At 43.5% G+C, this 11,862-nt stretch carries 10 protein-coding genes; 1 reads left to right on the top strand and 9 read right to left on the bottom strand.

The window, feature by feature from the left end:
* Positions 1-3: 3 nt before the first annotated feature.
* From RTJ53_RS07345 to RTJ53_RS07310, 8 genes are all read right to left on the bottom strand, one after another.
* Complete coding sequence (locus RTJ53_RS07345; RefSeq protein ID WP_312276467.1) at positions 4-987, bottom strand: hypothetical protein; 984 nt, start codon at positions 985-987, stop codon at positions 4-6.
* A gap of 69 nt (positions 988-1,056) precedes the next feature.
* A complete protein-coding gene (aroB, locus tag RTJ53_RS07340; RefSeq protein WP_312276466.1) occupies positions 1,057-2,154 on the bottom strand; it encodes a 3-dehydroquinate synthase in 1,098 nt (365 codons plus the stop codon).
* Positions 2,155-2,222: 68 nt separating this feature from the next.
* Positions 2,223-2,759 carry a shikimate kinase gene (locus RTJ53_RS07335; RefSeq protein ID WP_312276465.1) on the bottom strand — a complete coding sequence of 179 codons (537 nt, stop codon included), beginning with the start codon at positions 2,757-2,759 and terminating at the stop codon, positions 2,223-2,225.
* A gap of 107 nt (positions 2,760-2,866) precedes the next feature.
* Positions 2,867-5,221 (bottom strand): type IV pilus secretin PilQ, encoded by a 2,355-nt coding sequence (gene pilQ / locus RTJ53_RS07330; RefSeq protein WP_312276464.1) that lies wholly within the window; start codon positions 5,219-5,221, stop codon positions 2,867-2,869.
* A 17-nt stretch (positions 5,222-5,238) separates the two neighbouring features.
* A complete protein-coding gene (locus tag RTJ53_RS07325) occupies positions 5,239-5,772 on the bottom strand; it encodes a pilus assembly protein PilP (RefSeq protein WP_312276463.1) in 534 nt (177 codons plus the stop codon).
* A complete protein-coding gene (locus tag RTJ53_RS07320) occupies positions 5,759-6,520 on the bottom strand; it encodes a type IV pilus inner membrane component PilO (RefSeq protein WP_409418148.1) in 762 nt (253 codons plus the stop codon). The genes RTJ53_RS07325 and RTJ53_RS07320 overlap by 14 nt, the downstream gene beginning before the upstream one ends.
* A 2-nt stretch (positions 6,521-6,522) precedes the next feature.
* Complete coding sequence (locus tag RTJ53_RS07315) at positions 6,523-7,194, bottom strand: PilN domain-containing protein (protein WP_135888357.1); 672 nt, start codon at positions 7,192-7,194, stop codon at positions 6,523-6,525.
* Positions 7,194-8,246: a pilus assembly protein PilM gene (locus RTJ53_RS07310; RefSeq protein ID WP_224053501.1), complete on the bottom strand. Its 1,053-nt coding sequence runs from the start codon at positions 8,244-8,246 to the stop codon at positions 7,194-7,196. The genes RTJ53_RS07315 and RTJ53_RS07310 overlap by 1 nt, the downstream gene beginning before the upstream one ends.
* Before the next feature lie 201 nt (positions 8,247-8,447).
* Between RTJ53_RS07310 and RTJ53_RS07305 the strand changes: the two genes are divergently transcribed.
* On the top strand, positions 8,448-11,174 hold the full coding sequence (locus tag RTJ53_RS07305; protein ID WP_312276462.1) for a penicillin-binding protein 1A: 2,727 nt from the start codon (positions 8,448-8,450) through the stop codon (positions 11,172-11,174).
* 129 nt (positions 11,175-11,303) lie between these two features.
* On the opposite strand, the gene RTJ53_RS07300 is transcribed toward RTJ53_RS07305, so the two are convergent.
* Positions 11,304-11,822, bottom strand: a complete 519-nt coding sequence (locus tag RTJ53_RS07300) for a DUF6586 family protein (protein WP_312276461.1) — start codon at positions 11,820-11,822, stop codon at positions 11,304-11,306.
* Positions 11,823-11,862: the final 40 nt, after the last annotated feature.

Raw genomic sequence — 11,862 nt, 5'->3', positions numbered from 1 at the left:
TCACTAGTTAGCTTGGGACTTCTGCTTGATTAACTCGCCCATGCTATCCTTTGAGGCATCTTTGGATTTTGGCTTTTCTTCAGACGGCTTGCTGTGGGTTTGTTTGGGTTTGACATCAGCATTATCGTTCTTGCTATTGATAACTTTTGGTTCTGAACGGGTGGTGTTTGAGTCGTTACTGTTGCTTTCAGCAATCACTTTACCTTCTTGGATAGAAAGGGTCTCTTGCGGATTGACTGACTTTTCAATGCTAGTTTTTGGTGCTACGCGTTTGGGTTCTGCTGCTGTGGGGGTCGCAGCTTGTGGCTGCCGTTCAACTTTGGCTTTTGGTGCGGGCAATAATTTTGGTGTGGCGTTTAGTTTGACTTCCCGCGCGGCTGTCTTACCGACATCACGAAGGGGCGGCGCGACTTCATACTCATCCATTTGTGGGGCATACATTTTAAATTCTTCAGGAAATGCCTTGACCTCTTTTGGTAAATTAAAATTCACTACTTTAGCCGCGCCAACCGCTTCTTGTACTGAGCCAAATACGCCATAGGTGACCACAAAGCGTTTTTGGTTATGCGCATCAACGATACGAAAATAATTAAATTTATCACGATCGTCACGGCTATTTAGGTAATCGGTGACCACTTCATGCTCCACCACGTTCATGACTTGAACTGTCCATTTCCCATTATTAGCCTTGATAAAGCGACTGTCCTTAAATTCTTTGGGATAGTTGCGCATATCACGAATCACCGCATCAAATTTGATGGGTCTAACTTTGGTATTAAGCTCTTCAGGTGTTTTTGCCAATAGTAGCGCGGTGGGATCTTGATTTAGATTGGCATTACTCGCCGCTTTCACCGCACTTTTCGCAGGCTTAACTGCAGAAGCAATCCACACCATGACCGTCAAGCCGCCTGCAATCGCCGCTAAAATCAGCCAAGTGGTCACTTTAAATGCCCATGAACGATACAGCGTAGATAAAGAATGCACCATAAAACAACCTTCTGTCCGAGGTAAGGTTAACGCCCGATATGACGCTTTAACCCATCTATAAAATTTATATCAATTAGCTTTGTCAGTCAAAGCCAGCACGTCTGTCAGTAATGCTGGATCATACGCTGAAGTCAATACCGCTTGTCCCAATTGTTCTAGTAATACGAGACGAATTTTGCCGGATTTGACTTTTTTATCATGACCCATCAAATCCAGTGCTGTGTCCACCTTGATGAATGGCGGATGGGTGGGTAAATCAGCACGAGCGATTAAAGAACTGGCTCTGTCAACATCATCCACGCTGAGCCAACCTTGTTTTTGTGACAACTGCATCGCTTGAATCATACCTACCGCGACTGCTTCACCGTGCAGCCAATTGCCATAACCTTCATGTGTTTCAATCACATGCCCAAATGTATGACCAAAATTAAGTAGCGCGCGTGTATTGGCTTCAAACTCATCTTGCGCCACAATATCTGCTTTATGCTGGCAAGAAATCAGTACGGCTTGGGCTAACAAATTCAAATCGAGCGTGCGTAACGACGTCATATGGGTTTCAAGCCAAGCCAAAAACGCCACATCGCCGATTAACGCGTATTTAATGACTTCCGCTAACCCTGCTGATAATTCACGCGGTGGCAAGGTCTTTAACGTGGTCATATCTGCCAAAACAAGACGCGGCTGCCAAAACGCGCCAATCATATTTTTGCCCAAGCGATGATTGATGCCTGTTTTGCCGCCGACGCTAGAATCCACTTGCGATAACAAAGTTGTGGGAATTTGGATAAAATTCACACCGCGCATAAAACTTGCTGCCGCAAAACCTACCATATCACCAATGACGCCACCACCAAGGGCAATCAGCGTACAGTCACGGTTAAAGTGATTTTCCATCAACTGATCATAAATACGGTCAATGCTTTGCTGGGTTTTATACTGCTCACCATCAGGTAAAATACAAGTTTTAATGAGTTTATCGGCAGGCAGACGTGCGACGAGTTTATCAAGATATAAGGGTGCAACTGTCTCATTGGTGACAACCAATACTTGTTTGCCGCCAATATAGTCAGCAAACTCAAAGGTTTCGATGAGATTTTCCCCAATAAAAATGGGATAGTCGTGTGAACGTGTATGGACAATTAACTCACGGCGCATGGCGGTACTCATATCAATATTATCTTTTTGTCATCTATTAGGTTATCATCAATTAGCTTGTCATATCGAGAGTGCTACGTTTAGACAGTTATATTGGCGTCTTGCAATTGCTGCAAAATGTCATGCACCATTTTTTTTGGGGAACTATGACCCGTAACAATGGTGATATCAGCAAGCTGCTGATAAATTGGGTCACGTTTACAAAACAGTTCGGTTAGCTTTTGCTTAGGATTGTCTATTTGTAATAACGGACGGTTGCGGTCACGACAAGTGCGTTCATATTGAATATCAACTTCTGCCCGCAGATAAATGATTATACCACGTTTTAAAAAATGGTGATTTTCAGCGATAGTAACTGCCCCACCGCCTGTGGCTAGTACGATATGATCGAGCTGGGTTAGTTTATCAAGCACACGTGTTTCGCGTTGACGAAACCCTACTTCACCCTCTTTTTCAAAAATCCAGCTAATACTGGCACCTGAGACGCGTTCTATCTCCTGATCACTGTCATAAAACGTAAACCCAAGTTGCTGCGCCAACAGTTTACCAATTGTCGTCTTACCCGCACCCATTGGACCAATCAAAATAATTAACGGCTTAGGTTGATTACACTCCATAAAAAAACCACAAATCACTCTATAATATATTGAAAACATTATACTGTGATTTGTGGCAATGCGCTATAACACTATTTTGTTATGCAAAGCGTCTGTTGGGTTGTCAATTAATTGATACGACCTGTGTCATTCACCAATTTTGGGGTCACAAAAATCAATAATTCTTGCTTGTTATTGCTTTTTGAGGTGCGTTTAAAGAAGCGATCAACATAAGGTAAATCCCCTAAGAAAGGGATTTTAGTCACATCGTTACCTAAGGTATTTTTAAACACGCCACCGAGCACAACCGTTTGACCATCATCGACGACCACATTGGTTTTAATCGAATCTTTAGAAACCGCTGTCGCGCCATTGATGATGGTTGGTGAACCATTTTCAATACTCAAATCCATGCCAATACGACCTTCAGGGGTAATATTAGGGGTGACTTCAAGACTCAATGCCGCTTCGATAAAGCTCGTTGAGGTCGCCCCACTGGCAGAGGCTTCTTGATAAGGGATTTGCGTCCCTGACATGATTTTGGCAGTTTGTTTGTCGGCGGTTAGCACTTTTGGACTGGAGATGACTTCACCTTTGTTATCCGCTTGCATGGCTGACAATTCTAAATCTAATAGTAAATCTGAAATGCTCAACAAGCCAAAGGCAATTTGTCCTGCAGGGTTAGCTGCACCTAGATTGACACTAAGGTTGTCAGGTCGTGTAATGGTGTATGAAGGATAATCAACAGTTTGCCCATTTACGGTCATTGATTGCATACTATATTTCTTAAGATCCCATATGGTCTGCTCAGAACCACCCACTAATAAATTACGATTACTATGCACCCCTTGCGATAAAATGCCCCATTTCACCCCAAGTTCTTTACTAAAGGTGTCTGTCGCGCTCACAATGCGGGCTTCAATCATCACTTGTTTGACAGCGATATCGATTTTACTAATCAAATCACGAATGTTGCTGATGGTTTCAGCGGTGTCTTTAACAATCAAGGTGTTGGTTCGGGTATCGATTGTGACTGTACCTCTGTCTGTTAACAGTGAGGTATTGCCGCTCGAGCGATCGGATGTTGCTCTGCCTGCTTCAATCAATGTTCGTACATTTTCTGCTTTGGCATAGTTGAGTCGAATATATTCGGTACGCAGGGGATCTAATACTTTTTTCTCTTGTTGCGCTTTTAATTCATCGGCTTCTTGTTTGGCAAGTTCTGCCGCGGGTGCCACCCAAATTACATTACCATTAACCCGTTTATCCAAATTTTTACTTTTTAGGATAATATCTAAGGCTTGATCCCAAGGCACGTTAATCAGACGCAAGGTAATATTACCACTGACACTGTCACTGGCAACGATATTGGTATTGGTATGTTGTGCCAAAACTTCTAAAATCGTACGCACGCTGACATCTTGAAACTCTAGTGATAAAGGCGCCCCGCTGTAGGTACGCTCTTCAATGGTCGGCTCGCGCAGACGTCTGGGGGGATCGATATTGATATTTAGCTGATTACCTGTTTGAAAGGCTTTATAGTCATAATCGCCTGTCATGGCAACACGAATCACGCCATTGCGTCCTTGGTTGGTTGCGATAACATCACGCACCAAGCCATTACCTACGGTCATTTGTTTTTGCAGGCGACTGGGAATGGTAGCGCCTGTCAGACGAATGACTAACTCATCACCCATGCGCTGCACATCCACAGGGATGCTGTCATTCACTAAATTAATGCTAATATTACCGCCGCCGTTCGAGGTACCATTAAAATTAATCGCTGCTAGACCATCATAGTTGTATTGTTGAACAACGGCGGCAGCAGGATTTAATAAAGGATTGACTTTGACTATCATGGTATTGGCGGGTGGGGCGGCTTTTGGTGTTTGGGTCACGACGGCAACGGGTGGCGGCGTTTGCACGACCACAGGCGGCGGCGTGACAACCACAGGCGCAGGTTCAGTCACAACTACAGCAGGCGCTACTACTGCGGGCTGACTCACAACGACGGGGGTAGTCACCACAGGTGTAACGATTGCTGGATTGGTAGCTACGGTGGGTACTGCAGGGGTGCTTCCCTTCGGCTGCATGGAGACAACGAGGCGATTATTGACCACACGCGTACTATAGGTTGCTTGATTTGACAGTTCAATAATCATACGTGTCATACTGTCATTGGTCAGCGTTGTGATATTGTTGACATAGCCTTTGTTATAAGTTTGCATCCGTGATGAAATTTGATTATTCACATTGGGAAAATCCAACACCAGTCGTGTGGGTGAAGCAAGTTCATAAGCCGTCGGCGTCACAGCACTATTAGCAAAGTCGATATTGAGTTCTGTTAACATAGCGCTCGGCGTGGTAACCGAGATATTTCTAATCGTATCAGCTGCAAACACGCTGCTAGATACTAACATCGCACTCATCGCTACCGCTAGCTTAGACGTTGAAGTTCGAAATGGATAGGCATTAAAATTCATTGAGTTATCCCTTTGTTTTATTGACTAACTGCGGCAACAATTGAGTTTGGTTTTTCGACATAGCCAACACGACTGTCTGGTATGATTTCAATTAAGTTAATTTGGGTTGGCGTAATCTCTGCAATACGCCCATCATTTTTACCCATATAATTACCCACTTTGATACTGGCAATGCCCCCATCTGGGCGTTGAACAAGACCATATACCTCGCCAGATGATGACACCATCGTACCTTTATAGGTAAGCTCATTCAACTCAAATTGCTCAAGCGGCTCTTTGAGTCGAGTCACATCGGGTCTGACCCCTTGCATTTGCTGTACTTGATTGGCTTGCAGCATTAAACTGGGCGGCATAAATGGGCTACGCAGCTGTGAAGCGCTGTAATTAAACTCTTGTACCACTTCAGGTGTCGGTGGTGGCTTTACCGGTTGCGCGGGCTCTTGACGGATGTCCTGCATTTGTTGCTCTGCCAAACCGACACGGTCAGTACAGCCAGATAATAGGGCTAATAGCGCTAAGCAAATAGTGAGCTGTTTTTTATTTATCGCCATTATTTGCTTCCTTATTGTCAGACCCAGCGGCATTTTTTTGATTATCTTTTTGTGCCTTCTTTAATTCTTCTTCATTTAGCTCTTTTGAACGATAAGTTTTAACGTTCAAAACAAGATTGGTTTCTGGTAGCTTGTCTAGGCTAGGACTCGGGTTGGCAACTTCAAAGTCGTGCAGGGTAATAATGCGAGGTAATTTAGCTAGACCACTAATGAATGACCCAAATTGGTGATAATCTCCTAAAGCGGCAATACGAATTGGCTGCTCAATAAAGAACTCTTGGGACACTTCTGGCTCAACTTTGATATCCTGAAATTTAATGTTACTGCCCACACCAACCATATTTATCCCATCCACTAGGTCAGAAATACGGGTGTCTTTGGGTAATTGATTGAGCAGTTCTTTAAAATCAGACTGCATTTTTAATACTTGCGCTTGATATTCTTTTAAATGACGTGCTTTGGATTCTTTTTGGCGATATTGATCGAGCAAGGTTTGCTGCTCGGCTTCGGCAGCGGCAATCTCCTCACGTTTGGTACTAATCGGTAAAAACCAAGTTAAAAAGGCGATAACAGCGACCATAAATAGCAAGACGGTAACCTTAACAGGCACGGGCCAACTACCATAATTGTTTTGGTCTAGTGATTTAAAGCTCTCGGCGAAGGCTTTAACATCAAACGATTTTTTTGCGGTAATTTGAACAGGTTTTTTGACAAGTCTCGGTCTTTTTAGCGGATTGGTTAATTTCACCGTTATTTCTCCTTACTCGCACTTGCCGCAACGCCACTCGCAGCGGTGGCACTGGCGACGTCGGTTTGCTTAACCATGGTTGTTACCACAAAAGTCACGTAATTGGCTTCTGGTAATGTTGCGCTGGTACTGCTAGCGCTGATGTTACCGGCAGCAGGTGCGGGTGTGGGGGCTTGATAAGCCACTGCATTGGGCTGCTGTATACTGACCACCGCCGATTTTTCTAACCACTGCGTCCCATCAAGACTGCGTATAAATGTTGAAATCACATTCGGGTTGTCCGCTTGACCGGTAAAGGTGATGGTATCAGCTTCTCGCTTCATACTGGTCAAATACATTTGTGCGGGGATAATTCTGGCAATATCGTCCCAAATACGAACAGGGACAGGGCGACGACCTTGCAAATCTTGAATCACTTTCATACGCGCAATGATATCATCACGCTGCTGCTCAAGGGTTTCGATTTCTTTTAACGCCTTGTCTAAATTAGCGTTTTCTTGTTTGATGCGTTCATTAGCAAGCTGCTGGTTTTCTAGGGTATTTTTATAGTAACTCCATGCTGCAAAGGCACCGAGTAGCGATAAAAACAATACCGCAACCACTAAAGTCATAAACTCACGGTTTCTACGTTCACGAAGTTCTTGACGCCAAGGAAGTAAATTAATCTTTGCCATTAATCAAAACTCCGTAACGCCAAGCCACAAGCTGCTATTAAGCTTGGCGCGTCCATAATCAGTAACTCAGTGTTGATATGGTTATTAATCGTCATATTTGAAAATGCATTGGCAATACCTGTGCGCGTACCAAGTTTTTGTTCAACCATGCTTGCTAGACCCGCAATGCTGGCACTACCCCCACCCAACAAAATATAGTCTACTTGGCTATTTTGGCTTGATGAAAAATAAAACTGCAGCGAGCGGGTGATTTGCTGCACAATGGCATCTAAAAATGGCATTAATACATCTGTATAGTAATCATCTGGCAATGACAAGGTGCGCTTATTAATCATCGCCTCCTCGAACGTCAAACCATAACGGCTTTGAATACTTTCAGTTAACTGTGCACCACCAAAAAGCTGTTCACGGCTGTATACAAACTCCCCGTCCTTTGCAATATAAAGCGTGGTTTGGCTATGCCCGATATCAATGAGGGCTACATGCTGAGGTTGACCTGGCAAGCTATCGACCATTAATTGAAAAGCACGTTCAACTGCGTAAGCCTCTACATCCACAATTTTAGTATCAAGTCCCGCCAAAGCACCCGCATCGACACGTTGGTCGACGTTTTCAGTGCGAGAGGCAACTAACAATACCTTACACATATCAGGCGTGGCTGAAGGCCCTATCACTTCGAAATCTAAATTAACTTCTGATAAAGGATAGGGAATATATTGGTCAGCATCCAGACGGATACGAGATTCTCTTTCAAGCTCTGTAAGATCCGCTTCCATCTCGATAATTTTGCTAATAACCGAAGACCCTGATACGGCTGTCGCAATATGTTTACTAGAAAAGCCTCTACCACGGGATAATCTTGCGAGGGCGTCACTGACCGCGTCAATATCTACAATATTTTTATCCACAACTGCACCGCGGGGTAACGGTTCAATGCCGTAATTTCTTAAATGAAATAGACCTTGCTGCCGTGTTATTTCAACCATTTTTATCGCAGTGGTAGTGATATCTACCCCAACGACTAGCTTGTTGTTTTTTGTAAATAACCTCACAAGTTTGTTCCTTGTATACTAAGTTCGGTAACGTGATTTTTACTACGCTACAATACTTTAGAAACTTTAGAGATTCAACTATTAGTTATGACTAATTTATTAGGTGGCTTAAAAACAATATAAAAGCAAAATAGATTTTTCACAGAACTCAAATTTTTTTAGGTATAATGGGGCTTTATTTTGCTTTGAGCTAATGACTTTATGGCCCAGTCGACTGCTGCTACCTTTACTTGGATGAAATTTTTACTCAATCTCTTGGTTGCAATTTTAGCGTTTCTTTTTATTTTGGTATTAGCTTTCCCCATCGGTTTTTATGGTATGGCGATGTATATATCACCTAGCCTGCCAAGCTTAGATGACCTTAAAAAAGCCAAGCTATCAATGCCACTACAAATCTATACCGAGGACAACCAATTAATTGGTCAATACGGTAATGATATGTCTCTGCCAGTGAGTTATGAGCAAATTCCCAAAAATATGGTGAATGCTTTTTTAGCAGCCGAAGATTCGTCATTTTTTCAGCACAGTGGTATCAGTATTAAGGGTATTGGGCGGGCACTGACCGAAGCGGTGAGCGAGGATAGCCAGACAGGTGGGTCAACGATTACCCAGCAGGTTGCCAAAAATTATTTTTTATCCTCCGAACGTACCCTTAATCGTAAATTAACGGAGTTATTTTTAGCCCGTAAAATTGAAGAAAAGCTGTCTAAACAAGACATCATGACCTTATATGTTAATAAAATCTATTTGGGTCAAGGTGCCTATGGGATTAAAGCTGCCGCTAAGCAATATTATAGTAAATCATTAAATAACCTAACCATTGCTGAAATGGCAATGATTGCCGGTCTACCAAAAGCGCCATCCAAATACAATCCTGTTGCCAACCCTGAGCGCGCGTTAGAGCGGCGCAACTGGATTTTGGGTCAGATGCTTAAAAATGGCGCAATTAGCCAAGCGCAACACGACGAAGCGGTTGCCGCACCAATTGGACTGCGCCTATACCAAGCAAAACTTGATAAAAACTTACCGTATTTGGCGGAAATGACCCGTGCCTCATTGGTAGAGCAATATGGCGAAGCTGTCATCAATTCGGGCTGGCGCGTAAAGCTTACCATTAATAGTGAAGCACAAGAAATTGCAGAAAACGCCATTAAACGCGGTCTATTTGCGTATGATCGCCGCCACGGTTGGCGCGGCGCTCCTGCTAATACAAAAGATAAAGAAAAACTTGGCAAGCTTGCCAATTTCCCAGTTATCCATTCTTTTTATCCGGTTGAAGTCACCAAAGTCTATCCTGGCAATGGCTTTGATGCGGTCATGAAAGACGGTACCCAGATTAAAGTGCCTTGGTCAAACATGCGCTGGGCGACATTGCACTATCGCAATCCCAACTCAGCATTTATCTCCAACAACATCGTCAATCTGCATGATATTGTGTATGTCACATCAAATGCTGACAACACCAGCTGGAGTTTGGTGCAAATTCCAGCCGTTGAAGGCAGCCTAGTATCTGTCAATCCAGAAACTGGCGCGTTACTTGCGGTCGTTGGTGGCTTTGATTTTAATAAAAGTAAATTTAACCGCGCGATTCAAGGCTATCGCCAACCAGGCTCAACCATCAAGCCATTAGTCTACACTACTGCCCTAGAAAAAGGCTTTAGCCCAGATACCATGATATCTGATGATCCATTGACCGTCGGTTCATGGAAACCCAAGAACTCAGACGGTCGCAATTTGGGGATGATTCCACTGCGTAAAGGTTTATACCTATCACGTAACCTAGTGTCAATTCGGGTACTACGTTCAGCGGGCATCTCTGATACGCGTGAGCTACTCAATGAGTTTGGGTTGGAAAAAGAACGCATGCCAAATACCTTGTCATTGGCACTCGGTTCTGGTGAGGCAACCCCATTACAGATGGCGACGGGCTATGCCACCTTTGCTAACGGCGGTCACCGTATTCAACCTTATTTTATTCAGCAGATTTTTGACTACAACGGTAAGCTGCAATACCAAGCTAACCCAAAACAAGCCTGTGCGGTATGCTTTAACAATGATTTACAGCAAACCAATGAAGACAACTTAACTGCCTTTCAAGAACAACGAGATGCCCTGTTAAGTGGTCAGAGTGGCGACGCTGAAGCAGGCGATAAAGCGACTGAAAAATCGGATTTATTCAACGCAAACCCACTGGCTAAAACCAAAGAACAAGACAGTTTAGACAAACAAGATAAGAAAAAACTCAGCAAAGAAGAAGCGGCATTAGAAGCCAGCACTCAGCAAATGCTAGCACGCCAAGCGTCGCTTGAAGCGCAGTTATATGATGCAGGTCCCGACACTGATAAGCTAAAACCCATGCCGATTCAGTATATTCCAGCGCAGCAAGCGCCGCGTATTATTTCTTCTAACGTGGCATTCCAAATGGCAAATATCTTACGTGATGTCATCCAGCGCGGTACCGCGATTAAGGCGCGGGCGCTAGGTCGCTCAGATGTAGGTGGCAAGACAGGTACTACCAATGATGCCAAAGATGCGTGGTTTGCTGGTATCCATCCTAGAATGGTGACGACAGTATGGGTAGGTTTTGACCAACCCATCGGTATGGGTAAAAAAGAATTTGGTGGCGTGGCGGCGCTACCCATTTGGTTGGATTTCACCTCTAAAATGCTCAAAGGTCAACCTGTGGAATGGGTGTCAGTGAATAATCGCGCCAAATCCAAAAAACAAGAGCAGGAAACCATTGAGCTTACTGACAATGGGACTAGACGCGTCGATAGCAAGGGCAATGAAATCACCAGTGACGATAGTAAACCCCCGCAAGCGGTTACCCAAAAACGCCCTGAGGAACAAGCATCCGTGCCGATGCCAACGACGGGTAACAATATCAACTACGCTCAGTTAAATAGTAATAAACCACTGAATGAATGAGTCGTTAATAAACTTTAGTTAATAAACCTTAATAGAGAAGCTCGATTAATGATCGAGCTTTTTTATGGTCTTTGATAAGTATTAAGGTGATAAGTACCAAGTTGATAAATACCAAAATTGATTAAATGATTAAAACTCAATCATCCCTTCTCGCAAACTATCAATGGTATCAACCAAATCGCCACGCCATTGGCGAATCATATCGACTGAAATATTGGTACTTGATGGACTTGCCATGACATCAATCACCGGCAATTTGGCATTTTTATTGCTTTCATCACTCTCATTACCAAGGTTTTGTGGCACAGGTTTATAGATAATTTGCTGCCATGCTTTTTCGATATCACCCAAATAATCATTAGCTAATAGTTGCTTTAACCGCATGACTTCAGGTGATACTTGGGTTTTAGCTTCCAAGGCATCACTAATTGATTGTAGACTCGGATTTGGCATAGTTAAATTATAATAGCGCGCTACTTCTTGTAAAAATGCCAAATACCCGCCGTACAAATGCATGAGCGCGCTTTCAATATGCGCCTCTTGTAACTGACCCGTTGGAGTCTGCTCAGCTTGCTGACAATAAATTCGGCAAAAATACATTTTTTGATTGGTTCTATCTGCTTGATAACGTGCAACACGACCTGCCATATTTTTTCCTTAGACATTTGATACGGATATTTTGATGAAA

Source organism: Moraxella sp. CTOTU46711 (assembly GCF_031975715.1).
GTDB lineage: Bacteria > Pseudomonadota > Gammaproteobacteria > Pseudomonadales > Moraxellaceae > Faucicola.
This window is presented reverse-complemented; position numbering and strand designations above follow the sequence as displayed.